Source organism: Streptomyces sp. NPDC052079 (assembly GCF_040680275.1).
Lineage (GTDB): Bacteria > Actinomycetota > Actinomycetes > Streptomycetales > Streptomycetaceae > Streptomyces.
Genome location: NZ_JBFAWL010000032.1, coordinates 1 through 25,330, shown reverse-complemented (window position 1 = coordinate 25,330; position 25,330 = coordinate 1). Strand labels below are relative to the sequence as shown.

Here is a 25,330-nt window from a genome sequence, read left to right as displayed (position 1 = left end):
CCGACCTCGGCCCCGGGCCCCCGGTCACCCGCCCTTCCGCAGGAGCCGCACCGAAGGACAGGCAATGAAGCCGCCCGCATTCACGTACTGCGATCCCGATTCCGTCGACGAAGCCGTCGCGCTCAAGAGCGAGTACGGCATCGACTCCCTCGTCCTCGCAGGAGGACAGAGTCTCCTCCCCATGCTGAACATCCGGCTTGCCAGGCCGGAGGCACTGATCGACATCAACAAAATCAGTGACCTGCAGAAGATCGAGCGCTGGTCCGACGTCCTGGAGATCGGCGCAGGGGTCCGGCAGTACCAGCTCGAGGACCACCCTCTCGTCCAGGAGCTGGTGCCGCTGCTGCCCCAGGCCGTCAAATTCATCGGCCACATCGAGAACCGCCACCGCGGCACCGTCGGTGGAAGCATTGCGCACGCCGACTCCGCCGCCGAACTGCCGTGCACGGCGGTGGCCCTCGACGCGACGCTGGTCGTGCGCGGCCCGTCGGGCTCGCGCACCATCGCCGCCCGGGACTTCTTCGAGGGCTGGATGACCACCGCCCTGGAGCCCGAAGAGGTCCTCGTGGCGGTCCGCTACCCGGTCATGCCGTGGACCGCCGGCCACGGGTTCGTCGAGGTCGCCAGGCGGGAGGGCGACTTCGCGCTCGCCGGTGCCGCCGCGGTGGTGAACCTCGGCGAGGACGGCCGCTTCGCCTCCCTCGCCGTCAGTGCCGCCAGCATCTCGGACACCCCCGTCCGCGCCACCGCGGTCGAGCAGGCGCTGGCCGGCGAGCTGCCGACCAAGGAGAACATCGCCAGGGCCGCCAAGGAGATCGTGCCCTCGGTGACCTCGGGAGACGACATGCACGCCACACGCGCGTACCGACAGCACCTGGCCACCGTCGTGGTGCAGCGAGCGATCACCGCGGCCGTCGCCCGCGCCCACGAGAGGAGCAACCCCCAGTGACGACCTCCACCGGCAGCAACTACAGCACCGACCAGCGGACCGTGACCGTGCGCATCAACGGCCGGGACGTGACGCGCGCGGTATCGACGCGCACCACACTCGCCGACTTCCTGCGCGACGAGCTCGACCTTGTCAGCGTCCATCTCGGCTGCGAGCACGGCGTGTGCGGATGTTGCACCATCCTCCTCGACGGCCACTCGGTGCGCTCCTGCCTGATGCTCGCCGTCCAGGCGGACGGGCACGCGATCGAGACCGTCGAGAGCCTTTCCGCCAACCCCGCGGAGCTGCACCCCATCCAGGAGTCCTTCGCCGAGGAACAGGGGCTGCAGTGCGGCTTCTGCACGCCCGCGATGGTGCTGCGCACAAAGGAGATCATCGAGACCGGTCGTGAACTGACCGACGCCGAGGTGCGCCACGAGATTTCCGGGATCCTGTGCCGCTGCACCGGCTACCAGAACATCGTCAACGCGGTCCAGTCCGCCAGTGCCAAGCTCCGCTGCGGTGCGGCCGGGGCCGGCTGCGGCGCGGCGGCGACCGACGACAGCACGGGAGGTCGTCACTGATGGCCACGGAGCACGCGAACACCGTGGAGAAGTCCGGCTACAAGTACCTCGGTACGGACCGCAAACGGGTCGAGGACCCGCGGCTGCTGGTCGGCCGTGGCGGGTACATCGCCGACCTCAAACTGCCCGGACTGCTGCACGCCGCGATCCTGCGCAGCCCCCTGCCGCACGCGCGGATCCGGTCCATCGACGCCACCGAGGCGCTGAAGCTGCCGGGAGTCGTCGCCGTGGTCACGGGCGAGGACTGCAAGGCGAAGATGAACCCCTGCATGAACTTCGGCCCGGCCTCGATCGCCCAGTACCCGCTTGCGGTGGACAAGGTCCGCTACGTCGGCGAGGCCGTCGCAGCGGTCATCGCGGAGAGCAGGTACATCGCCGAGGACGCCGTGGAACTGCTCGAGGTCGACTTCGAGGACCTCCCGCCGGTCACCGACCCGATGGCGGCGATGGAGCCCGGGTCCGCCCTGCTGCACGAGGAGCACGGCAGCAACATCGGCTACGAGCGGACCTTCGAGTTCGGCGATGTGAACGCCGCATTCTCCCAGGCCGACTTCGTGGTGGAGGACACCCTCCACTGGGGCCGCTCGGCAGGCATGCCGATGGAGACCTCGGGCGCGGTGGCCCACCCAGGGCTCAACGGCGTGCTGGAGATCTACTGCAACTCGCTCAACTTCAGCTACTTCTCCTTCCTGATCGCCTCAGCACTGAAGCTGCCGTCCAACAAGCTGACGATGAAGCCGGTCCCGGCCGGCGGCAGCTTCGGCAGCAAGTTCACCGCGCACAAGGTGCCCACCCTCACCGGCTTCCTGGCCCTGCAGGTGGGACGCCCGGTCTCGTACATCGAGGACCGGATCGACCACCTGATGAACTCCGACCACCACGCCTCCGACCGCTACTACGACGCCCGCATGGGCTTCCGCGACGACGGCACGATCGTCGGACTCGACATCGACGTCGTCGACGACTACGGCGCCTACATGCAGTTCGGCGTCGGCACCCACGGCAACGCCTTCTCCCAGATCGTCGGCCCGTACCGGTTCCGGGACGTCAAGTACCACGTGCGTGCCGTCCTCACGAACAAGTGCCAGCAGGGCGCCTACCGCGGCTTCGGCTCCGAGGTGCACAACTGGGTGCTGGAACGGCTGGTCGACAAGGCGGCGCGCCGGCTCGGGCTCACCCCGGAGGAGATCCGCCGCCGCAACTTCATCCAGCCCGACCAGTTCCCGTACAAGATCCCCGGCGGCAACGTCTACGACAGCGGCAACTACCCGGCGGTGCTGGACAAGGCGCTGTCGATGATCGACCTGGACAAGTGGCGCGCCGAGCAGAAGCGGCTGCGGGAGGAGGAGGGCCGCTACATCGGCATCGGCCTGGCCACCACCCAGGAGCGAAGCGTCTTCAGTGCCACCGAGTTCTGGGCACTGATGGACAATCCGGCATTCCCCCTCACCTCCAGCCCCGAGAGCGCGACGGTGACGATCGACCCCACCGGCGAGTTCCAGCTGCTGCTGCACTGCCAGTCGATGTGGGGCAACAGCCCTGAGACGGTAGGCGCCACCGTGCTGGCGGAGGAGTTCGGCATCGCGCCGGAGAGCGTCAACATCCGGTACGCCGACTCCGCTCACGCGCTGCCGGGCACCGGCCCGGGCGGCAGCCGCTACACCGTCATGCTGGCCGGTGCCGTACGAGGCGCGGCGCGCAAGCTGCAGAAGAAACTCATCGACATCGCCGCGCACACCCTCGAAGTGGCCGCGGAGGACCTCGAGCTCGTCGACGCACGCGTCCAGGTCAAGGGCGCACCGGAGCGGGGGCTGACGCTGGCCGAACTGGCGGGGACCGCGTACTTCTTCGCGCTCAACCTGCCCGAGGGCATGACGAGCGGACTGGAGGAGTCGTACACCTACGACCACCCGTACACGACGCTGCCGTCACCGGACCGCTCGGACCTGGGCGTCTTCTATCCGATCATGGGCCATGCCTGCCACATCGCGGTCCTGGAGGTCGACCCCGACACCGGGATCCTGTCCTTCCTCGACTACGTGGCGGTGCACGACGCCGGGACAATCGTGAACCCCAAGAGCCTGGGCGGCCACGTCACCGGCGGCGCCGCACAGGGGCTCGGGTCCACGTTGTACGAGGAGCTGGCCTACGACGAGGACGGGCAGTTCAAGTCCTCGACGTTCATGGACTACCTGATTCCCACGGCCAACGAGGTTCCGGCGTTCCGCATGGCACACGTCGAGACGCCCTCGCCCTTCACCGAGTACGGCATCAAGGGCGGCGGCGAGGGCGGCCGCATGGTGACCCCGTCGGTCGTCTCCGCAGCCATTGACGACGCGCTGCGGGACTTCGGGATGCGGGTCCGGGAGCTGCCGGTCAAGCCCTCGGAGATCGTGGCGACGGTGCAGGCGGGGCGCGCTGCGGCAGGGTCCGCCTGATGTCAGCCACCGCCGCGGAGCTCCTCGCGGTCCTCGGTGGGCTTCGGCCCGAGGACCGCGAGGGTCGGCCTCGCCCGATCGCCCTTGCCACGCTTGTCGCCGTTCGCGGCTCGTCCTACCGCCGGCCCGGAGCCCGGCTGCTGGTACGCGAGGACGGCAGTACGGCCGGCAACCTCACCGGCGGCTGCCTCGACGCCGAGGTCGTCGAGGCAGCCCGTGACGTCGAACGGACCGGGGCCGCCCGGATCGTGACGTTCGACCTCACCGCCGAGGAGGAAGCCGTCCTCGGCTGGGGCATGGGATGCAACGGCGTGCTCGACATCCTCGTCGAACCGGCCGAGTCCGCGCGGGCCGCGGGACACGTGCTCGCCGAAGCGGTGTCGGCCCGCCGCAGGACCACGCTGCTGACGCTCGTCTCGGGCGAGGCCGTCGGCCGGCGCTGGTGGCAGGCGGACTCCGCGGAGCCGACCGGCGGGGCCGACGCCGGGCCCCCGCCGAGCGCGGTCCGGTCCGCGCTCGCCGCAGGCCGAAGCGGCCTGGTGACGCTGCCCTCCGCAGCGGGTGAGGTGCGGGCGTTCGTCGAGGTCCTGCAACCGCCGCCGCGGCTCGTGGTGTGCGGTGCGGGCGTCGACGCGGTGCCGGTGACCCGCCGCGCCGCGGAGCTCGGCTGGGATGTCGTCGTGGTCGACGACCGGCGGCTCGTGCTGGACCCCGACCGCTTCCCGCCGGGGACCACCTTGGTCCTCAGCGCTGCGGGCACGGCCCGTGAGCTGCCGGTGGACGACAACACCTATGTCGTCGTGATGAGCCACAACTTCCTGCGGGACCGCGACTACCTGGGCGCGGCTCTCCGCACGAACGCCCGGTACATCGGGGTCCTCGGCCCCCGGCTGCGGCTCCAACGGCTGCTCGACGACCTCGGCCGCGACGGAGTGCTGCCGACCGAACGTGACGGGCTGCGTCTCCATGGCCCGGCCGGGCTGGACCTCGGCGCGCAGGGGCCGGACGAGATCGCCCTCTCGATCGTCGCCGAAGTCCTGGCCGCCAGTCGCGGACGCTCCGGCCAGGAGCCCGTCAGCCGCCCGTACGCGCTGGATCTCGCAGCAGAGCCCGCTGCCTGAAAGAGACCGTTGCCCGAACGCAATCGATAGGAACACACCGTGCAACTCCAGAACTCATTCGTGGTGTCCTCCCCGGTCGAGAAGGCCTGGGACTTCTTCCTCGACGTCGAGAACATCGTCCCCTGCATGCCGGGGGCGGAGCTCGTCGAGACCATCGACGACAAGACCTGGCGCGGTCGGCTGAAGATCAAGTTCGGTCCGGTGGCGATGGCTTTCGAGGGCACCGTCGAGATGGTCGAGCGCGACGACGCCGGGCGCCGGATGATGTTGCGCGGTGCGGGCAAGGACCAGCGCGGCCGCGGCAACGCGTCGGCCGACATCCATGTGGTGGTCGAGCCCGGCCCGCAGCCTGACACCACGTCGGTGTCGGTGTTCACGGACCTCAAGGTGAGCGGTCAGATAGCCCAGTTCGGACGCGGCATGATGCAGGACGTCTCCGAGCAGATGACCAAGAAGTTCGCCCGCTCGCTGCAGACCCGCCTGCAGCAGTCGCAGCCGGCCCTGGTCGCGGAACCGCGGCAGGAGCCGAGCGGGGAGTGGGGTGCGTCGGCCCCCGTGGAGGGAGCTCCCGCCCCGGCGCAGGCGCCGGCCCGGCCCGCCCCCCAGGAAGCCGAGGCAGTCGCCGGGTTCCGGCTGCTGATCGGCCTGCTCGTACGCGCCCTTCTGCGGCAGTTCGGAAAGCTGCGCGGATCCGAAGGAGCACGGCGTGGCAACTGATGTCCAGCCGGCGACGTCCGGCGGCCGCAACAGCATCTCCTCGGTCGCCGAGGTCAAGGAGCGGCTCGGGCAGTTCCGTTACCTCGCCGACGACGGACTCGCCACGGCCGCATACCTGGCCCTCGGCCTGGAGCGCCCGCTCCTGCTCGAGGGCGAGAACGGTGTCGGCAAGACCGAGATCGCCAAGGCGCTGTCCGGGCTGCTGGGCCGCGAGCTGATCCGCCTGCAGTGCTACGAGGGCATCGACACCAGCCAGGCCCTCTACGACTGGCACTACGGACGCCAGCTGCTCGCCGTGCGAGGCGCCGGCGACGGCGGGGCGGAGAACGTCTTCACCCGGGACTATCTGCTCACCCGCCCGCTCCTGGACGCCTTGGAAAAGGGCGACCGCGCCGTGCTGCTGATCGATGAACTCGATCGTGCGGACGATGAGTTCGAAGCATTCCTCCTGGAACTGCTGTCCGACTTCGCGGTCACCATCCCCGAGGTGGGCCGGATCGAGGCGGCCTCGCGCCCACTGGTCGTCCTCACCTCCAACCGCACCAGGGATCTGCACAACGCGGTGCGTCGGCGCTGCCTCTACTACTGGGTGGAGCACCCGGACACCGAACGCGAATTCCAGATCCTCAGGCTGCGCGCACCGGAGGTCCCGGAGCCGCTCGCCAGGGAGGTCGCCGCAGCCGTACGGCGGGTCCGCGGGCTCGGCCTCGGCAATCCGCCAGGAGTGGGAGAGAGCATCGACTGGGCCAACGCCCTGCACATGCTGGGTGTTTCCACGCTCTCGCCGGAGACGGCCGCGGCAACCCTGAGCGCCCTGGTGAAGGACGTGGACGACCAGCAGGTGGTGCGGGGCCGGATCGCCGACGTCCTGCCGACGGCACCATGATCGCGCCCTCAGCGTCCCCCACCGAAGTGACCGGCCGCGCATGCGTGGAGTTCGTCGCACTGCTCAGGGACCGGGGCCTGCAGCCCGGACCCGAGCAGACCGTGGCGTTCTACACGGCGCTGCACCTGATGGGCGCGGACTCCGCAGGCCCACCCGGCATACGGCAGATGTACTGGGCCGGTCGCGCGGTGCTGGTCAGCCACCGGCACCACTACCCGGTGTACGACCGCGCGTTCGCCGACTTCTTCGGGGGCTCGCCCACCGATGCGCAGGAGGGGCCGCCCACGCCCAAAGCTGTGCCGACGAGCATCCACGAGCGGGAGGACGCCGCGCCCGGCACGCCGACCCCCCGGGCCGCCGACGCCGACGACGAGCAGGCCGACAATGCCCGGCTGGTCCCCAGCGAGGTGCAGCTGCTGAAGGAGAAGTCCTTCGGCGCGATGACCCCGGAGGAACGGCGCCGGGCCGCCGCGCTGATCCGCCGGCTGCGCCCGGACCTCCCCCGGCGACGCAGCAGGCGGCAGCAGCCGGCGACTGTGGGCCGGTATCTCCACGTCCGGGGTCTGCTGCGCGGATCGCTGCGGACCGATGGCGAGCCGATGCGGCTGCCCCGCCGCCGGCAGCGCTTCCGGGAGCGTCCGCTGACCCTGGTGATCGACGTGTCCGGGTCCATGGCGCCCTACGCCAAGGCGCTGCTGCGCTTCGGCCATGCGCTGATGCACGCGGGACACCGCGTAGAGGTGTTCACCTGCGGGGTGCATCTGACCCGTGTCACCGACGCTCTGCGCAAGGTGTCGGTGGACGCCGCTTTGCGCCACATCGGTGATGTCGTCCACGACTGGGACGGCGGCACTCTGCTCGGCACCTCGATGCGTGAGCTCGTCGAGCGCTACGGCGGGCACTCCGCGGTGCGTGGCGCGCTGATCGTGGTGTGTTCCGACGGCCTGGACCGGGACGATCCAGCGACGCTGGGCGAGGCGATGCGCAACCTGTCGCGCCGGGCTCACCACGTCGTGTGGCTCAACCCCCTGAAGGGCGATCCGCGGTACCGGCCGCTCGCCCGGGGTATGGCCGCCGCACTGCCTCATATCGACACCTTCCTGCCCGGTCACAACCTTGCAAGCCTCGAGAACATGTGCCGGGCGATCGCCACGCGGCACATGCCGCGACGGAAAGCCGTGTCCCATGCCCCAGCCCACGCCACAACCGATTGACCTCGGCCTGCCCCGTACCAGGCGAGCCCCCGACCTCACGGGCCGCCCGGACACCCCGCTGCTGGTCGACCGCTTCGGCCGCTCGGCCACGGACCTGCGGGTCTCGCTCACCGACCGCTGCAACCTGCGCTGCACCTACTGCATGCCGGCGGAAGGCCTGGACTGGATGCCCGGGCCCGACCTGCTGGACGACGACGAGGCCATCGCCCTCATCAAGGTCGCGGTGCACCGGCTCGGCGTCACCGAGGTCCGGTTCACCGGTGGCGAGCCGCTGCTGCGACGGGGGCTGGAAAAGATCGTCGCGGCCACCGCCGCCTTGTCGCCGCGGCCCCGGATCTCGCTCACTTCCAACGGCGTCGGGCTGGCCCGGCGTATCGACGCGCTGGCAACCGCCGGTCTGGACCGGGTCAACATCTCGCTCGACACCGTGCGCGCCGACCGGTACCGCATGATCACCCGGCGGGACCGATTCAACGACGTCCTGGCCGGACTGGCCGCCGCCAAGGCCCACGGCCTGGAGCCGGTGAAGATCAACGCGGTGCTGCTGCGGGGCGTGAACGACGACGAGGCGGTACCTCTGCTGCGTTTCTGCCTCGAACACGGTTACCAGCTGCGCTTCATCGAGCAGATGCCGCTCGACGCACAACACAGCTGGGACAGAGCACAGATGGTCACCGCCGCGGAAATCCTTGATTCACTCAGTGCCGCCTTCACCCTGGCCCCCACTGCCGACCAGCGGGGGGCGGCACCCGCCGAGCGCTGGCTGGTGAACGGTGGCCCGGCGACGGTGGGTGTGATCGCGTCGACGACCAGGCCGTTCTGCGACGCGTGCGACCGTACCCGGCTGACCGCCGACGGCCAGGTGCGCAACTGTCTGTTCAGCCGGACCGAGACCGATCTCCGCGGCCCGCTACGAGCCGGAGCGGACGAGGAGACCCTGGCCGACCTATGGCGGGGCTCGGCGTGGGCCAAGGCGGCCGGCCACGGGATCAACGATGCGGGGTTCACGCAGCCGGGGCGCTCGATGAGCGCCATCGGTGGATGAGGGGGACACGGGTGCACTCCATCGCCGAACGCGCCGGACGGCGCGCGTACAGCGCCGGCTTCTGGTTCGTGGCATGTGGCTTTGCGACCGTGATGTCGTTCGGCACGGTGCCCACGCCGCTGTACGTGCTCTATCAGGCCCGTGACCACTTCTCAGCGACGACGGTGACTGTGGTGTTCGCAGCCTACGCGGTGGGCGTACTGCTCAGCCTGTTTCTGCTGGGCCACTTCTCCGACGTGCTCGGCCGGCGGCGGGTGCTGCTGCCCGCGGTGTACGTCGCTGTCGTCGCCGACTTGTGCTTCCTCTTCTGGTCGTCACTGCTCGGACTGTTCGTCGCGCGGGTGCTCACGGGCGTCTCGGTCGGACTGATCACCACGACGGCCACGGCCCACCTGGCCGAGTTGCACCGCGCCGCCCATCCCGGGGGAAGCATGCGGCGGGCGGAGGTGGTCGCGACCGCGGCAAATCTGGGCGGTCTCGGCCTGGGCCCGGTTGTCGCCGGTGCGCTCGCGGATCTCGCGCCCCGTCCGCTGCAACTGCCCTACTGGATCTATCTGGTCCTGCTGCTGGTCATGGCCGGGCTGATGAGCCTGGTTCCCGAGACCGTCGACGTTCCCGAGTCGCGCCCGCCGTACCGCGTGCGGCGCATCGACGTGCCCGCCGCACAGCGCCGCCGGTTCCTCGCCGTAGCCGCCTCTGCGTTCGTCAGCTTCGCCCTGTTCGGACTGTTCGCCGCGTTGGGGCCGTCGTTCGTCCTCGACATCCTGCACGAGCCGTCGCACACCGTCGGCGGGCTCGCCGCCACGACCGCGCTGGGATCTGCCGCTGTCGCGCAGGCCCTGGTGCGTGAGCGGGACACGACCGCACGCCGCACAGTCGGGCCGGCATTCGCTGCCTTGCTGGTCGGGCTGGGCATGGTGGTCGTCGCGGTATGGTCCGGCGTTCTGGCCATGTTCCTGGCCGGCGCGGTCGTCGGTGGTGCCGGCGCGGGACTCGCCTTCGCCGCGGCGGTCAAGGCCGTGGCTGACAGTGCCTCCTCGCAGAACCGGGCAGACGCGTTGTCCGGGCTGTTCCTGGCCGCTTACCTCGGAATCACTCTGCCCGTCGTCGGACTCGGTGCGGCGACCCAGCTCGTCTCTCAGCCGCTCGCTCTCACCGCCTTCGCCGTGGTGATGGCGGCGGCGACGGTGGCTGCCGGGCTTGTTGTAGTCAGCGCAAGGGCTGTGTCCGACGTGCAGTCAGGTGACGTACCTTCAGATACCGATTGCTATTGCCGCCTGACCGACCATCCCCTGAGCGTGGACGAGGTGGTGAACGCGGTTACCGGGCCGGGCCAAGGCGGCACCGTGGTCTTCATCGGCACTGTGCGGGACCACAACAACGGCAAGTCGGTGACGCGTCTGGAGTACGAGGCGTTTCCGAGTCTGGCCATGAAGGTGCTGACCGACATCATCCGCCGCTGCGAGGCCACCGCACCTGATGTCCGCGTCGCTGTCGCGCATCGAACCGGCCGGCTCGAGATCGGAGACTCGGCCGTCGTCCTCGCCGCGGCGGCTCCCCATCGAGCCGAAGCGTTCGAGGCCGCCCGCGCGTGTATCGAGCTGCTCAAGGAAGAAGTCCCGATCTGGAAGAAGGAGATCTCCCCCGATGGCGTCGAGTGGATCGGAACAGGACCGTGAAGCCTGATCGTCGCGCGGCACCATGGTGATGCCTGGGCCGCCGGAATTAGGGAGCGCGTTGGGCACTGGGCGTCGGGCGAGTACTCTCCGGCCTGAGAGGAGCACTCGAGCGGAAGCGGTCGATGTGGCGATGATCGCCAGGACGAGCAAGTAGCGACGTCTGGGCGAGTTGGGACCACGGTCGGCGCCGGACGGCGCCAGCCGCACCCACCGCGGCCGGCTCCGCACCGACCGCTGCCCTGTCGGGCGGAGCCGCGGCCCGGCGTCGGCGTTTCGCGAGCGACAGGCGGCGACAAACCGCCGACAGAGCCGGGTCTGTGTAGTGAACGGTGGAACTCGGTCGGTTTTGTTCAGCGGCGTCCGGCGGTGAGCCGGCCGTCGGAGGTGATGTCGAAGGCGTGGAGTGCGGCCTTCCAGCGCATGGTCCGGCGTTTGCGTCCGGTGCCGGTCGGGTCCAGGCTCATGACGGCCAGGTAGACGCATTTGGGGCGGCCTGCTCGGTGGGGAAGTGCCCCCGGGCCCGGACGGCCTTGCGGATCCGCGCGTTGATGCTTTCGATCGCGTTGGTGGTGCAGACGATCTTGCGGATCTCCACGTCGAACCGGAGGAAGGGCACGAACTTGGCCCAGGCCGCCTCCCAGAGCCGGACGATCGCCGGATACTTCCCGCCCCAGGCGTCGGTGAACTCACCGGGTCCTGCGGCGTGCGGGTCGCACAGATCGGGTCCGAGGAACACCGAGCCGCGCGGTAAAGGGCTCGGGAAACGACCCCTTGCAGACGCGCCGGCTCGCTCAGCTGCACCAGTCCGCCGAGCGTGCCGTCGCTGTCGGAGGCGGTGGTGCAGATCAGCAGGCCGGCGGCGGCCGCTCGTTCCTCGGATTGCGGCCAGGCGTACAGGCGCTCGCTCAGGCTGGCTGCAGAGTAGCCGCAGGTCATGGCCAGTTCGCGGATCAGGGCGTGGGCGAGGGTGTGGACGAGCCAGTAGCGCGGCGGCCTCAGTCGGGTGTCCGGGTCGACCTGGTCGGCGGTCTCGGAGAAGCGGCGGTAGAAGTTGCGTCGGTGGGCGTCACGGTGCGCCTGCCAAATGTCGGTGGTGGAGACCTGCTCCTCCCACGCCGCGACTGCCTGGTCGTCGAGTTGCAGGAAGATGCCCTCCCCGCGGTCCTCGGTGGCGACGGTCCAGGGCGGGCGGGCAGTGCGGGTCAGCGGGGCGAGTCGGCGCGGCAGGTCCCCTACGCGGTCCATGGCGTCGATCCGGGTGAAGCCGATCAGCGCGTTGACCTTGCGCAGCCTCTCGACCGCGAGCACGCGGGTGATCTGCGGCGGCAGGTCGGGGTCGCGCTCCCGTTTCGAAAGGGTGAGACCGCTTGCGGGGTCCTCGACCCCGGGTCCGAGCACGTCCTTTTGTAGGTAGAGCCATTCGGGGACGAGTAGGTCGACGGGGTCCCACGTGCGGATGCGCTCTTCCTGTTCCGCCTCGGAGACCGGTGGCGCGCCGGCTGCCGCCACGGCCTCGGCCAGCTCCGCATCCGACAGGCCGGTGACGTTGACCTTGCCGTCCAGCACGTCTCGCAGGGTGTCGAGGTCGTCGCGGTATTTCGCCAGCTTCTCGCCCAGGGCGGTGCGGATCTGGTCGGCGAGGTCGCTCTTGCGTTCCTCGGAGGACTCCGGCATAACGATGATCGAGTGCGTGGCCGGGAACCACAGGTTGGAGGCGCCGACGAGCATCAGCCGGGTCTCCTTGCCGCATCCGCCCGGCTCGAACGCGTCCAGGTGCGGGTGGCGCCCACGGCAGCGCGGCAGCTTTGACCGCCCGGCCTCGCCCTGGGCCTCGTTCATCGGCCTCCGCGCGCCGCAGGACTCGCAGCGGATCACGGCCGACGCGCCCTTGCCCGCCGTGCGGTCGACCATCTTCAGCGCTGGGAACTCCGCCTTGTCGCACCGCTGGCCCTGATGGCCCCACCGGTCGTAGGGGAACTCGTCGAGGTGGCCGTCTACGCAGGCCAGCAGGTAGCGGGCGGGCACCGCCGTGCGGCGGGTCGGCCTGCGGGTGCGGTCACCAGCACGCCCGGTGCACCGGGCGTGCTCGAAGCAGGCCAGGTCGGTGCGGTAGGGGTGGGTGTTGCGGTAGTCGAACTGGGCCAGGGCGCCGAGCATGTCGCAGCCGGTGCAGCGCAGCCACTGGGGAAAGACACGCGCTGGCACGCCCAGGTCGTTTCCCTCGGTGGACAGACTCATCTTCTTCGCCTGCCACGGATAGGGCCGAAGCTGGATGTCCCGGGAGCGCAGCAGCATGGCCACGGCCTGACGCAGCCGCGGGGCGCGGATCTGGGGGATGCCGTCGCGCCGGCGCCAGATCCGGTCCCAGTCGTCGAGGCCGGAGGGCATGATCGTGAACTGTGGCAGGTCCATGATGGCGCCCGGACCGTAGGTGTACAGCAGGGAGGAGGGTCGGCCCGAGCCGACCTTGGCCCGGTTGTGCTTGCGGCCCTCGTCGGACTCCCGTTCAGCGTCGCCCAGCGGATCGACAGCGTTGGACGCGTCGTAGAGGAACCGCGTCTCGGTGAGTTCGGCGGTCACGCGTCCTCCTTGGGCGGAGTGAAGTCCCAGGCCGGGGCACCGGGCGGCTCTATAAAGATCAGGTTCTCCTTGATCGGGCTGACCAGGAGGTTGATCTCCGGCTGCACCTCGCGCATCGAGTTGGCCACGACGAACGGCGGCGCATCCTTGCTGTCCGCCACGGAACGGGCGTTCTCGGCGCTGATCATGAGCGGGCCGAAATGGGCCTCGTCCAACATCCGCTCGTAGACCAGGCTCTTGTGAAGGCCCGCCAGGTACGTGCGCCGCTTCTCCCACTGGTCGAGCCGGTTGCGCAGGCGTTGACGCGCCCGGTCGGCCGCGTCCTCATCCGACGCGCGCTGCACCCGCGCCACGAGCTTGTCGATCAGCGCCTCCGCGAAGTCACGCTCGGCTGCGATCCGGCCCGCGCCTTTTTCGGGCGACAATCCGTCAGGGCGGACGGCGTCGAGCACCCGGGCGGCGCTGGCCAGTACGCCGTCCAGCCCGCGCTCCAAGGACGTCACCGAGAACGGGGTGATCGATAGTGCCTCCACCCGGGCGTAGAAGGTCTCGTGGTAGTGCCGGAACTGCTCGAAGTGCGCCAGGTCGCGCGGCCGGGCCCAGTTGCCCAGCGTGACGACCAGCCCGGGCTTGTCCGCGACACGTCCCACGCGGGAAGACGCCTGGATGTACTCCGCCGTGTTCTTCGGCTGCCCGACCACGAGCATCAGCCCGAGCCGGGTGACGTCCACGCCCACCTGCAGCATCGACGTGGCCAGGATCACGTCGTAGGGGTTCACCTCGCGGGTGGGAGTCCGTTTTCCTGCCTCGCGCAGCGCGTGCCGCTCCCGCTTTCCGGAGGCGGAGTCGAAGGCGGGGTCGAAAGGCACCGCCATCTGGTCCAGCGTGGTGGTGATGTCGGCGCTTGCCACGCGGGAGGTGAGCTCCGCGGTGTTCAGCGCCCCGTACTCGGTGCCGGTGCGGCGGGGCAACTTCGACCACGGCCGCCGCTTGGCGAGCGCGGTCTGGATGTCGTCGCCCATGTAGCGGGCCATGCCGGCCAGTTCGCGGGTGGCGCTGAAGTAGCCGACCAGGGTCATGTAGGGGTCGGCGGCCGTGCCGGACCGGTCGAGCAGCAACTGCGCGCCGGCCATGAGGACCTCGGCGGCCCGGATCTCCGCGGTGGTCAACCGGACCCCGGTCGTGCTGACGCCCACATAGCGGCGACCGGGAAAGGCCTCCGAGACGGGTTCCTCCTTGGAGAAGAACGTCTTCCCGGCGTCGAGCACCTGCGGCGGGAAGATCGTCACATCACGCCCGTAGAGGGCGCGTACCTGGTCGGCCGCGTTGCGGGCGGTCGCGGTCGAGGCCACCAGCAGCGGCCGGACCGCCCGGCCCTGCGCGTCGCGCCAGGCCGTCATGACGTCGATCGCCACTTCGAATAGGCCCACCGTCGTACCGAGCGCGCCGGTGATCAAGTGCAGCTCGTCCTGGTGATCAGGTCCGGCGGACGCAGCCGTCCCACCGGGCGGAGCCCCTCCGCAGGTCGGTCGTTCTTGATGGCCGGGTGCTTGCCGTTGTCGGTCAGCTCGCAGTACCGGGAGTCCAGGTGCACGTAACCATGCCGCCCGCAGTACCGGGACACGTAGCCGAACAGGGAGGCAGTCTCGCCCTCTCGCGCGAGCCGGGCGAACTTGTCGACGGTGGCGATGACGAACGCCGGAGCAAGACGGTAGATCTCCTCATCCACCGTCAGCACCGGCAGCCCCTCGACCGCCTCGCCGCCCTCCGCGAACGGGCAGCCTGCGAGTTCGTCCCCGCAGTACACGTGCACCCGACGGGTCGCCCTAACGGCCTTGACCTCCCGGGCGGTAATCTTGCTGCCGCACCAGGGACATCGCTGGATCTGGAGCACCGTCAACCGGTAGCCAGACCGGTTGTTGGCCTTCTCCAGCTGCCCCGCCGCCTCCTCGAACCGCTTCGGGCTCACATCCGTGCCCACCCACAGCCCGATCCGAAACGGCTCCTTGCCCCACATCTCCTCATCCGCGCTGCGCGCCAGCTCGGCCGCGCACACCAGCGCCGTCGCCCGCTGGAACTGCTGCGCCGTGAGCAGCCGCAACGTGTAGCGCATCAGCACGGCCACACCCGCGCCCCCGTCCAGCACGCCGTCCGGGGTCGCCACGACGCCCTGCCGCCGCCGAATCGCAAACGTGTACGCGGCAAGACCCAGATACGCCTCGGTCTTGCCACCGCCGGTCGGGAAGAACAGCAGCTGCGCCTTCGCCAAGTCACCGGAGCGCTTCTCCGCCGCCGGATCAGTCAGCAGCGGCAACTGCATCAGGATGAAGGCCAACTGGAAGGTACGCCACGAATGCGCCTTCGCACCCTTCTCGGCGAGCACGACGGCACGAGCCTGCTTGACGCTCACCTGCGGGTGCTTGGCCCGATACTCGGCCACCTGTGTGTGGACGCGCTGGTCCGCCATCACCTTGTTCATGAACCGGAAGCAACGCAGCGCCTCCTCGTCGCCGAGCAGATGCTCCAAGCCCTCGGCGAGCTGGCGCTGCACCTTGCGCGCCTCACTGACCGCGTCCAGCCCCTCCTGCCGCAGTTGCTCCAGCAGAGCCTCGGCGTGCTGCTCCTCGCCATCGAGCCAGGCCGTGTACCCGCGGACGATCGGCTCCAGGCCGGCCCGCAGCTCCTCCCGGCTCGCCGTGGCGAGCGCGGTCATGTCCAGCAGCGCATCGCCGATCTCCTCCGCCGTGATCTGCGGCGTCTGACAGGACGGCAGCCACGTCGTCCACACCTCGCTGGCCCGCCGCGCTCCCGCTGCCACCTGCCAGTCCACCGAGCACGTACGCCCGACGGCGAACTCCAGCCGGTCGCGGTACTGCAGATTCAGCCGCCGCAGCTCGTTGTCCCGCTCGTAGCGGGTGTCCTCCAGCGGGTCGGCGACGGGAAGGAACACCTCGGCGCCACCGGCGTCCACGGTCAGCTTGGTCTGGTACAGCCAAGCCTCGACCGGGATCTTGCGCGGCGTCTCCCGATCGTTGCACAGCGCCACCTCGACAATCAGGCAGCCCCGCGCTGGTACTCGCGCCACTGCCGTCGCTTGGTGGCGGCCGAGCGCTGCGGGTCGTCGTCGTTGACCTCGCTCGCCAGGCTTCGGCGCAGCCTAGCTGCCCGGGTGAGTACGCCATCGATGTCGAGGTGGCGGATCGTCTCGGTACCCTCGCGGAGGTCGAAGAGCGGTGTGGCTGCTGCCTTAGCTGGGGTGATGTGGAGCGCACGGAGCTGTTCGGCGTCGGTGAGGCCGAGCAGGGAGTTGCCGTGCAGAACCTTGTCGTCAACGAAGGAGAAGGGCAGCTTGGGGTCGAGGGAGACCAGCCATAGCGAGAGCTTGCACATCTCCACGGCCATGGCGTTGATGTCCGCGCCGTAGAGGCAGGTCGCGACTGTCGTCCTTATCGCGTGGACGTACAGGTCGTGCGCGGTCCCGCTTGCCACGCCCTCGCGGCGCCATGCCTCGACCAGCCGGGCTGCCAGGTACCGGGAGGCGGCCACGAGGAATGCACCGGAGCCGCAGGCGATGTCGGCGACCTTGAGATCGAGGATGTCGTCGGAGGAAACGGGCCGCCAGGCGTCCCGGTCGGCGGTCTGGTGCGGCCCGGGGTTGAAGACCAGCGGCTCCAGCGCGTGCTGGACGACCTCCTCCGCGAGCTTGCGCGGGGTGTAGTGGGCGCCTGCCGTGGCGCGGGAGGGGGTCTCGACGAGCAGCACGCCGCCGGGCTCGACGACGAAGGGCCGGTTGCGCAGGGCTCGCCGGATGATGCCGATGAGGGGCCGCAGCCGGTCGCGCAGGGCCTCGTCGGTGGTGATCGCGCGCAGGGCGCGTTCGGCGTCCTCGACCTCGCCGCTGGTGCGGATGGCCTTGGCCAGCGCGGCCTTGGTCGGTGGCTTGGCGGCGGGCTGGCCGTCCTTGACCCAGGCGAGAATGGCGTCGGCCAGCTTGGCCGGGTCGCGGTACCGGGCGGCCGTGGCCTCCAGCTCGGCGAGTGGTATCTCGGGCTCTTCGCCGGGCTTGCCGATGAGGCCGACGGTGACCTCGTCGACCTCTTCGCTTCGGTAGCCGAGCAAGCCTTCGTAGATGTAGCCGATCTGCTCGACGTCGATGTCGCGGAAGGAGATCCGCCGGGCCGGCTCGCCGCGCAGCTGGGCCATCTGCACCGAGCGCAGCACCTCCAGCATGACCCGGTTGCTCACCGTGATCGCCAGGGTGCCGCGCGGGCTGCGGGTAGTGAGGAACGGGAAGCGGTCGGGGTCGAAGAGTGAGCCGCCGTACGAGGGCAGGCGCAGGTCCTCGAACGACGCACCATGCGAGAGCGCCTGAGACGTCGCCAGCAGCCGGTGCCAGGTGAGGTGGGTGCCGTCGAGGGCCTCGCTGCCCTCCTCTCGTTCCCGGCGAGCGAGGGCGTCCAGTTCGTCGCTGATGCCGTAGCCCATCGCGAATAGCCGGGTCTGCGGGAGTAGGCCACGCTCCTCGGCGAAGAGCAGGAAGACTACCCGCATCATCACCGTCACGGCGGCCTCGTAGACCTCCGACCGGTCTGCCGGCAGGGGGTCGGGCTCGCCGTGGCGGACGGCGTCCAGCGCGGCCTCGGACAGGGCCTGCACGAGCAGCTCGACCGCCCGGCGCACCTGTACGCCGAGCGCCTCGGTGATCTCTTCGGCGGCGGCGACCGATTCTCCGAACAGCTCGGTGAGCCGGTCCTCAGGGCGTCCGCCGAGCAGCCGCCGGAGCCGGAGCAATTCGACGAAGGCGTTGCGGGTCTGCGGTTCCTCAGTCCAGGTCTGGGCATCGACGACGCCGGAGGCGACCATCGTCTCCTTGCGGGCGCTGACGATCGCCCACCAGCGCCCATCGGTGACGACGCCGACCGGGACCTTCCCAGTGCGCAGCAGCTCTTCCATGCGGTCGATCGGGCAGGTAGCCCAGCCGTCATCCAGCGGATCACGCAGCGAGTCGACCGGGTCGACGACCAGGACCAGCACGCCGATCGTCTCACCGTGGGCGAGCGCCCCGGTGGGCGTGACCGTCACGGCGTGATTGGGCGAGCGGACACCGCCGGCCACCTCCGCGAACAGCGCCCCGGTCAGGTCGGTGGTGTAGTGGTCTCCCCAGCCAAGGATGTTCCGCAGGACCAACTCGACCCAGGAGTCGCGGGCCTCGCGGTAGCGGTCGAGCCCCGCCGAGTCGTCCCGGTGCAGGTCCCAGTCCTCCCACGCCTTCTCGACCGCGGGCTTGGCTTCCTTGAGCAGGGCTACCTGGTCGGCGCCGAGCTGCGGCATCCCCTGCGGCCAGACGCGTTTGAGGGCGGGCACGGAAAGGAACGGCCCGTCGGCGTCCACCAGTTCCAGCCACTCGCGGTGGAGGTCGGCGGCGGAACACGCCGGCCCGGCGGACTTGCGCCTCATGACTGCACCTTCCCTGCTTCGGCGTCGGCCGGGGTCAGCGCGAAGACCACGGCCGCTGCGGACACGTGCGGTTTGACGTTGGCGTACCGCTCGCCGATCGCGGTGATCTCGCGCTGCTCCTCCTCCTGGAGGTTGGTCAGCCGGTCCTCCATCGCCCGCAGGTCTCGGCGCTGCGCCTGCTGGTCGTCGGCGAACAGCAGCTCTTCCTGGGCCTGGATCTCCCGCGCCAGCCGCTCGCGGGACTCCTCCAGGTTGAGCCGGAAGGCGGAGAAGATTTCCCGGGCCCGGGCGATGTCGGATTCCCGGCGCTCGCGCAGGGCCTCGGTGACTCGCTCTTGGTGGGACTCGGCCCGGCGCGCCACCGCGTTGAGTAGCCGGGTCCGCAGCCGGGAGTCCTCCGCGTTCCACAGGCGGGCGAGGGCGGCGCGCACGCTGTCGTCAGCCAGGTCCAGGTGTTCCGCGTCGAGGGCCTGGTCGAGCACCTCTTCGACCTTGGCCTCGGCCATGGCCTGGCCCCGCAGGCGGAGGCCGGTGAGGAAGACCTCCTCGTGCAGCCGCAGGCCACCGCGCCCGACGAGGACCAGCCGGGAGACGGCGGCCACGCACGACTGCGGCAGGTCCTCGACCACGACCGCGGTGACCCGGTGCACCGGGGAGTCGACGCCGAACAGCGCGCTGCGCAGCAGTCGGGCCGACCGCTGCATCAGCGCGTGGCCGAGGTGGACGTGGACCAGGTCAGTGCGGTTCTGCGCGGCCTGGTCGTCAAAGGTGATCGGCCGCAGGACGCCCGGGTTCAGTCGGGTGTCGAGCCCCTCGAGGGCGTGCTGCCAGGCCGACCCGAGCGAAGGGATCTGGAACACCTTGGCCTCGGTGCGGTCGTCGCCGACCTCGGTCAGCGGCGGTTGGGCGGTGAGCGCCAGGGCCGCATCCACCACCCGGCGCGCGTTGCCGGGCGTGAGGTGCATCTCCAGCTTGCGCTGGTCGTAGGTGCGGGACAGCTCGGTGAGCCGGCGGTTGAGTTCCATGCCGCCCGCCAGTGCCCTGGTAATGATCGCGTCGCCGCTGTCGTGGTCAGTCGACCTGGTCTTGCGGGTGGCCGTGGTCGGGCTGAAGTGCTCCTGTAGCTCGGCGTCGATGATCTGGTTGACCGAGCCGAGGTCGTGGGCGACGTTGCCGACCTTCTCCGCTATGCGGCGCATGAAGTCCATGTCCGCGGCGTAGGTCGCGGAGGTCGAGTCGGGCTGGAAGTGGTAGATCTCTGGCGTGTGGTGCTGCCCGTAGCGGTCGATGCGCCCGATCCGCTGCTCCAGCCGGGAGGGGTTGAACGGGATGTCGAAGTTAACCAGGCGGTGGCAGTACGCCTGTAGGTCGATGCCCTCGCCGGCCGAGTCGGTGGCGACGAGCACGCGCACGCGCTCCTTACTCGGGTCCTCGGTGAAGCGGGCGCGTATCTCCTCCCGCTCCTCGGTCGGCGTCGACCCCTGGATGGTGGCCACCACCTCGCCGTAACCGCGCTGGGTGAGCACGCCGGCAATCCAGTCCAAGGTGGCGGCGTACTCGGTGAACACCACCACCCGTTCGTTGGTCCAGGTCTGCCGTCCGGGCGGCAGATCGCGTCCAGGAAGCGAATCAAAGCCTCGAGGCGGGAGTCCGGCCGGTGCTCGAAGCGGCGGCCCCACGCGAGCAGGGCGGAAATCTCCTGGCCCGTTGCGGCTACCAACGGATCAGAGCCCTTGCTCTGCCGCAGGGCGGTGAACTCCGGCTGGTCCGCCTGGCCCTCCTCCTCATCGGACTGCCGGCTGCCGAGAACCTCCTGGTAATACTCGTCCTCGTCATCCAAATCCGGCAGCCTGCCGGTGACAGCGGCCTGCTCATAGAGCTCCAGCGTGCGAGCGAACGACCACGGGCTGGACAGGAAGCGCTTCTTCAGCAGCATCGCCACGATGTCGCCTGAGCGCTTCTTGCCATTGGCGCGGGCGCTTTCGGCCAGGAGGCGCTCCAGGACCACGAACTGCTGCTGCTCGTCACCGTCCGGAGTGAAGTCGATCGTCTTCAGCCGACGTGTCTGGAAGCCCTTGTCCTTCAGCTCCGTCTTCAGTCGACGCACCGTCACCTCACGTAGCGCCCGCTCGTCGAGGAGAGCACCGCGGCTGAACCGGCGGCCGTCGATCATCTCCAGCAACGCGGTGAACGACTCCGGATAGCCGTTGTGCGGGGTGGCGGACAGAAACAGGCGGTGCTCGCACCGCTCGGCCAGCTCCCTGGCGGCGGTCGTACGCTGGCTGTCCACGGCGTATCCGCGGTGCCCGTCCGCCGCGCTGGGGCTGGCAGGCGCAACGTGGTGGGCCTCGTCGACGACGAGCACGTCGAACGCGAAGCGCCGGGCCGTGGCCGTGTCCCGAGCGTCGGCGTAGATCGCGCGCAGCAGACGCTGCGCGCGCACCGTCGGCAACCACGACATGCTCACAATGACCCGCGGGAAGAGCCGGAAGGGGTTCGCGTTCAGCCCGTGACTACGCCGTACCTGCGCCATGAGCTCGCTGTTGACGATCACGAAGTCCAGGCCGAACTTCTCCCGCATCTCGTCCTGCCACTTCAGGGCAAGGCTCGGCGGGCAGACGATGACGACCGAGCGGCCCGGTGCCGCAGCAGCAGCTCCTGAATGACCAGGCCGGCCTCGATGGTCTTGCCCAAGCCGACGTCATCGGCCAGGAGCAGGTTGGTACGCGAAGACTGCAGCGCGCGGCGCAGCGGCTCCAGCTGATACGCCTCAACGTTGGCGCCGCTACGGAACGGCGCCTGATAGGAATCGGCGTCGGCCGAAGTGACCGCACCCCAGCGCACCGCGTCCACAAACGCCGTCAAGGTGTTGGGATCGTCGAAGCCGTCCACCCCGATGGTCTCCGGCAACCCCTGATCGGGGGCGACGGTGTGTCCGACCTCCAGCTCCCAGACCACTGCCAGCTCCTCGCCCAGGCGGTCCTCCTCCAGCGACTGGAGGCTGACCACGTGGGTGAGCTGCGCGGTGCCCTCATCGGCGGGGCTGCGCGGCAACCCCTGCTGGCGCACGTCCGTCACCGCCCAGGTAGAACCCCGGACATTGACGACCTGTCCTGGCTCAGGGACCGACGGCAGATTCGGCGCCGTGGGCGCACCAGTCGACTCCGCCTCGACGACATCAGGCATCCCTGCAACCCCCAAAACCCTGAAGCGGTTTGCCCCCCGACATCCCTGAGGCCGCGTCAATTCGATTACCCGCTAGATCGCTTGTGGAGGCATCGTAGAGGAGTTACAACGACCTGCGGCAGGGGGCAAGCTTCGTGCCGGCGCTGCTCAGTGGCGGCCTTGGCGGAACCGGCCGTACGCCTCGAAGAGGGTCCTCGTCGGTCTCTCCACGCCGACAGCCTCGGCTTGGTACGCAGCCCACGCGAGATCCCCTGCCGCGGCACTAGGGCAGGCGCCGCCACAGCGCGAACTGCATGCGGCCCCTGGCTCGCCAAGGCCCGCACCAAGAAACGTGCCGGGCACCAGGGCCGACAACCTGTACCGAACACAGGCACACCCCGTCGGTCTGGTTCGCGCACCGGCTGATCAAGACCAGCGTATGCCCAGCGTCGACAGTTCCTCGAGCCGTTCGGGGGCAAGGCCGGCTTTGCGGCTACGGGAGTTGGCGATGAAGACACCGAGCGCCAGCTCGGCCCCGTCAACGGTTTCGATGTGCGATCGAGGCACGTTCAGATGTCCCTCCCGGGTGCGGTACTGGCGGGCCGCCGCCAGGTTCGCCTCCCATTTCTGCGCCCGGCTGCGCCGCGGTGCAGCCACCGGGACGGCAGGCTGTTCAGGGAAGGGCTCGATGCCCAGCACCTCGCCGAGCAGCCACTGCTGCGCGGTGCTCAGCATCTCCCACTCCTGTTGCTGGGCCCGCACCCAGCGTCCGATGTCCTCGCCCTGCAGGATCAGCACGCCCTCCCGGTCCGGAAGCGCACCCTCGGCGTGCAGGTGCGTACGGGCGAGGTGGAAGCACCGCTGCCACGCCACCGGCCATACCGGACACCAGGCGGGATCGATCTTCTCCAGGGCCCGGCGCCGCTCCCTGCTCAGTACACCGGCATCAGAGTCCGTCTCCTGCCCCGCCGCCGGGCGATTGTCGGCCCGCCGGGCAGCAGCACGCTGGTTCTTCAGCCAGACACCGACGGGATAGTTCTCCCAGGTGGCCTCGGTAGGGGCTAGCAGATGGCCATGCTCGGCGGCCCAGCCGCGGGCCGCGGCCAGACCCTCGTCGAAGGCGACGGTGAAGTGGGACCACACCATGCCGAGCTCGTCCAACTGCGCGACTCGTTCCGGGCTGAGTGCGCCCTGGCGGTGCAGGCGCCGCTGATTGGAGATCCACACCCCCAGCGGGAAGCCGTCGGGCGCCGCGTGGCCGTAGGGAACGCGCAGATGCCCGTGGTCACTGCGAAAGGCGAGCGCCGCTTGCAGGGCGCGCCGCCAGAACTCGCCCTCCGGCTTCAGAACCCGCGCGCTGATGAAAGCCGCCAACTGAGCCGGATCCCGGCGCGTCGAAAACGACAGCAGCCCCTGCGCCGCCGTCCCGATCCCACCGCTGGAACCCGCGGCAGCTGAGGCCGACACCGACCGGCTGGGAGCCTGCGGGACGGCCAATTGCTCGACCGTCTCGGCGTCATGCGCCCGCAGCGCGCTCAGCAGCTTCGCCAGATCCTCATACGCCTTCGAGGCGAGCATCTCGTCCGGCTCCTCGCCCGGCCCCAGGAACACAGGCACCACCAGTGAAGCGATCTTGCCCTCACCCGGCTGCATCCGCAAGGCACGCCCCACGGCCTGGACCACGTCGGGCACCGAGCCCCGCACGTCCGCGAAGACCACCGCGTCACAACCCGGGGTATCCACCCCCTCGCCCAGCACCCGCACCGACGACAGCACGCACCGCTCCCACGCCTGCCCATCCGCCGCACGCCCCGAGGAGAACTCCTCCAGCACCCGCCGCCGGTGCCCCATCTTGTGCTCTCCGCACAGCCACTCCGCCCATACCGCCCCCGGTTCCGGGTACGCCCCCTCACCGCTCTTCCACAACGCCTTCGCCACCCCACCCAGCCCGCTCGCGAAGGCCTCCGCCTCACTCGTGCGGTAATGGAAGGTCAACAGCCGCCCCAGCCCCTGCTCGGCCGCCGTCTTCAAAACCGCCGTCTGCAATGCGGCCAACCGCAGCCCCCGCACCGCATCACTGCGCGCATCCGAGCCCACCAGCTGTACCGCCTGCACCTGTGGATCAGCGATGTCCACGCACACCACCTGATACCGAGCGACCAGCCCCCGCTCGATCGCCTCCGACAGCGTCAACCGGTACACCACCGGCCCAAACACGCTCTCGTCGTTCATCGAGGCAACCAGCCGCCCCATCCCACCCTCAGACGAGGCGTCCCACAGCCTCGGCGTCGCCGTCATGTACAAACGCCGCGCCGCCGGCACCTTCCCCTGGTCATGCACCGCCGCCCACGGCTTCCCCAACACCCCCGAGGTCCGGTGCGCCTCATCCACCACCACCAGATCCCACCGCCCCAGGCCACCAGCATGAGCCCGCTCCAACACCCCCAACCCCAAAGCCGCATACGTAGCGAACACCGTCACCCGCTCACGACGCGCCCACACCACCAACTGGTCCGCGTCCGTTGTGCACCGCACTCCCAGCGCCCCGCCCTCACGCGGCGAGCACACCCCGAACAGCGGCCCCGCACGCCCCGCTGCCCGCCACACTCCCACCATCTGCCCCAGCAGATCGAGCGTGGGAACCAGCACCAACACCCGCCCCGCACGCAACTCCAGCGCCGCATACACTCCAACCAGGCTTTTGCCCGCCCCTGTGGCCGCAACGACCTGGGCCCGCAACCCGCCCTCAGGCCACATCTCACCCGTCGGCCGCGCCAGCGCCCGCACTACCGCATCCACAGCCTCGATCTGATGGGGGCGAAGCCGATGCCGACCCGACACGAGATCTTCCTGCCTTCCCTGCCCGACCAACGGGGGCAGTAGCCCCTAATTACAGAATCTATCCCGGACCGTTTTGATGCAACCACTCTTCCGGGTGACTGCAGAGCCGCCCCCCGAAAGACACACCCACAACTGTCCCGCCCAAACACATGCTCTCCACGGGCTTGACTGTCCTTCTCGACGCGGCCGCCGGAAGTGGGACAATGCTCGCCTACACCTTCCGCCGGAACCCACTGAGCAACCCCAGCAGTCGGGACCATCCTGAAAGTCCATCAGACTGCCCTTCTGACAGGGCATAGAGGTCTCGTGCGACTGGAAGTTCATATCCACTCCTCAGCGAGCCCCCCGCCTATTTTGCTGCCGACTTCGGGCCGCGCGGAGCGTGGCCCGTGCCTTGCGCGCAGCGCGAGGCCTGCGAGTCGGAGCGCAGCGGAGACTGCACGGTCCGGGCTCAGCCCGGACCAGCTCCTGGAGCGCAGCGGAAGGAGCATCAAACCCTCGGGCGAAGCCCGAGGGTTGGGCGGTAAGCGCAGCGCGCCGCCGGCGCTCACGCGGAGCGTGAGCGAACACCCGCGCGCAGCGCGGGTGTTTCGTTTTCATCGCGCGCAGCGCGATGGGACCCGCTCCGCGCGGCCCGAACTCGGCAGCACAATAGGCGGGGGGCTCGCTGAGGAG

General features: G+C 69.8%; 15 protein-coding genes and 2 pseudogenes. 9 read left to right on the top strand and 8 right to left on the bottom strand.

The features are described from left to right. The first annotated feature begins 64 nt into the window (after positions 1 to 64). Genes AB0L56_RS29280 through AB0L56_RS29240 form a run of 9 tightly spaced genes read left to right on the top strand, consistent with a single transcriptional unit; the run spans position 65 to position 10,612 of the window. The gene (locus tag AB0L56_RS29280) at positions 65 to 949 is read left to right on the top strand and encodes a xanthine dehydrogenase family protein subunit M (RefSeq protein WP_365428535.1); all 885 of its coding nucleotides are present in this window, start codon (positions 65 to 67) and stop codon (positions 947 to 949) included. After that, complete coding sequence (locus tag AB0L56_RS29275; RefSeq protein WP_365428532.1) at positions 946 to 1,512, top strand: (2Fe-2S)-binding protein; 567 nt, start codon at positions 946 to 948, stop codon at positions 1,510 to 1,512. Before AB0L56_RS29280 ends, AB0L56_RS29275 begins: the two co-directional genes overlap by 4 nt. Continuing rightward, a complete protein-coding gene (locus AB0L56_RS29270) occupies positions 1,512 to 3,950 on the top strand; it encodes a xanthine dehydrogenase family protein molybdopterin-binding subunit (RefSeq protein WP_365428529.1) in 2,439 nt (812 codons plus the stop codon). Before AB0L56_RS29275 ends, AB0L56_RS29270 begins: the two co-directional genes overlap by 1 nt. Further along, positions 3,950 to 5,071: an XdhC family protein gene (locus AB0L56_RS29265; RefSeq protein WP_365428526.1), complete on the top strand. Its 1,122-nt coding sequence runs from the start codon at positions 3,950 to 3,952 to the stop codon at positions 5,069 to 5,071. The genes AB0L56_RS29270 and AB0L56_RS29265 overlap by 1 nt, the downstream gene beginning before the upstream one ends. 39 nt (positions 5,072 to 5,110) lie before the next feature. Next, positions 5,111 to 5,788: an SRPBCC family protein gene (locus AB0L56_RS29260; protein ID WP_365428523.1), complete on the top strand. Its 678-nt coding sequence runs from the start codon at positions 5,111 to 5,113 to the stop codon at positions 5,786 to 5,788. Continuing rightward, positions 5,778 to 6,674 (top strand): MoxR family ATPase, encoded by an 897-nt coding sequence (locus tag AB0L56_RS29255; RefSeq protein WP_365428520.1) that lies wholly within the window; start codon positions 5,778 to 5,780, stop codon positions 6,672 to 6,674. Before AB0L56_RS29260 ends, AB0L56_RS29255 begins: the two co-directional genes overlap by 11 nt. A 26-nt stretch (positions 6,675 to 6,700) precedes the next feature. Next, a complete protein-coding gene (locus AB0L56_RS29250) occupies positions 6,701 to 7,888 on the top strand; it encodes a VWA domain-containing protein (protein WP_365428517.1) in 1,188 nt (395 codons plus the stop codon). 58 nt (positions 7,889 to 7,946) lie between these two features. Further along, positions 7,947 to 8,933 (top strand): GTP 3',8-cyclase MoaA, encoded by a 987-nt coding sequence (moaA, locus tag AB0L56_RS29245; protein ID WP_365428580.1) that lies wholly within the window; start codon positions 7,947 to 7,949, stop codon positions 8,931 to 8,933. Between the two features lie 11 nt (positions 8,934 to 8,944). Further along, the gene (locus tag AB0L56_RS29240) at positions 8,945 to 10,612 is read left to right on the top strand and encodes an MFS transporter (protein ID WP_365428514.1); all 1,668 of its coding nucleotides are present in this window, start codon (positions 8,945 to 8,947) and stop codon (positions 10,610 to 10,612) included. A 350-nt stretch (positions 10,613 to 10,962) separates the two neighbouring features. Here the strand turns inward: AB0L56_RS29240 and AB0L56_RS29235 are convergent. The 8 genes and pseudogenes from AB0L56_RS29235 to AB0L56_RS29200 form a co-directional block, all read right to left on the bottom strand. After that, positions 10,963 to 11,285 (bottom strand): annotated as a pseudogene (locus tag AB0L56_RS29235) (transposase); the annotation flags it as partial. A gap of 29 nt (positions 11,286 to 11,314) precedes the next feature. Then, positions 11,315 to 13,192 (bottom strand): annotated as a pseudogene (locus tag AB0L56_RS29230) (DUF1998 domain-containing protein); the annotation flags it as partial. Then, entirely contained in the window at positions 13,189 to 14,649 is a 1,461-nt protein-coding gene (locus AB0L56_RS29225; RefSeq protein WP_365428511.1) for a helicase-related protein, read from the bottom strand. The gene AB0L56_RS29225 and the pseudogene AB0L56_RS29230, both read right to left, overlap by 4 nt. Then, positions 14,646 to 16,277, bottom strand: coding sequence for a hypothetical protein (locus AB0L56_RS29220; RefSeq protein ID WP_365428508.1), 1,632 nt, complete (start codon positions 16,275 to 16,277; stop codon positions 14,646 to 14,648). The genes AB0L56_RS29225 and AB0L56_RS29220 overlap by 4 nt, the downstream gene beginning before the upstream one ends. Continuing rightward, positions 16,247 to 18,649 (bottom strand): DNA methyltransferase, encoded by a 2,403-nt coding sequence (locus AB0L56_RS29215; RefSeq protein WP_365428505.1) that lies wholly within the window; start codon positions 18,647 to 18,649, stop codon positions 16,247 to 16,249. Before AB0L56_RS29215 ends, AB0L56_RS29220 begins: the two co-directional genes overlap by 31 nt. Next, complete coding sequence (locus tag AB0L56_RS29210; protein ID WP_365428577.1) at positions 18,646 to 20,175, bottom strand: helicase-related protein; 1,530 nt, start codon at positions 20,173 to 20,175, stop codon at positions 18,646 to 18,648. The genes AB0L56_RS29215 and AB0L56_RS29210 overlap by 4 nt, the downstream gene beginning before the upstream one ends. Positions 20,176 to 21,244: 1,069 nt before the next feature. Continuing rightward, positions 21,245 to 21,835, bottom strand: a complete 591-nt coding sequence (locus tag AB0L56_RS29205; RefSeq protein ID WP_365428502.1) for a hypothetical protein — start codon at positions 21,833 to 21,835, stop codon at positions 21,245 to 21,247. 405 nt (positions 21,836 to 22,240) lie between these two features. Next, the gene (locus AB0L56_RS29200) at positions 22,241 to 24,655 is read right to left on the bottom strand and encodes a Helicase associated domain protein (protein WP_365428499.1); all 2,415 of its coding nucleotides are present in this window, start codon (positions 24,653 to 24,655) and stop codon (positions 22,241 to 22,243) included. Positions 24,656 to 25,330: the final 675 nt, after the last annotated feature.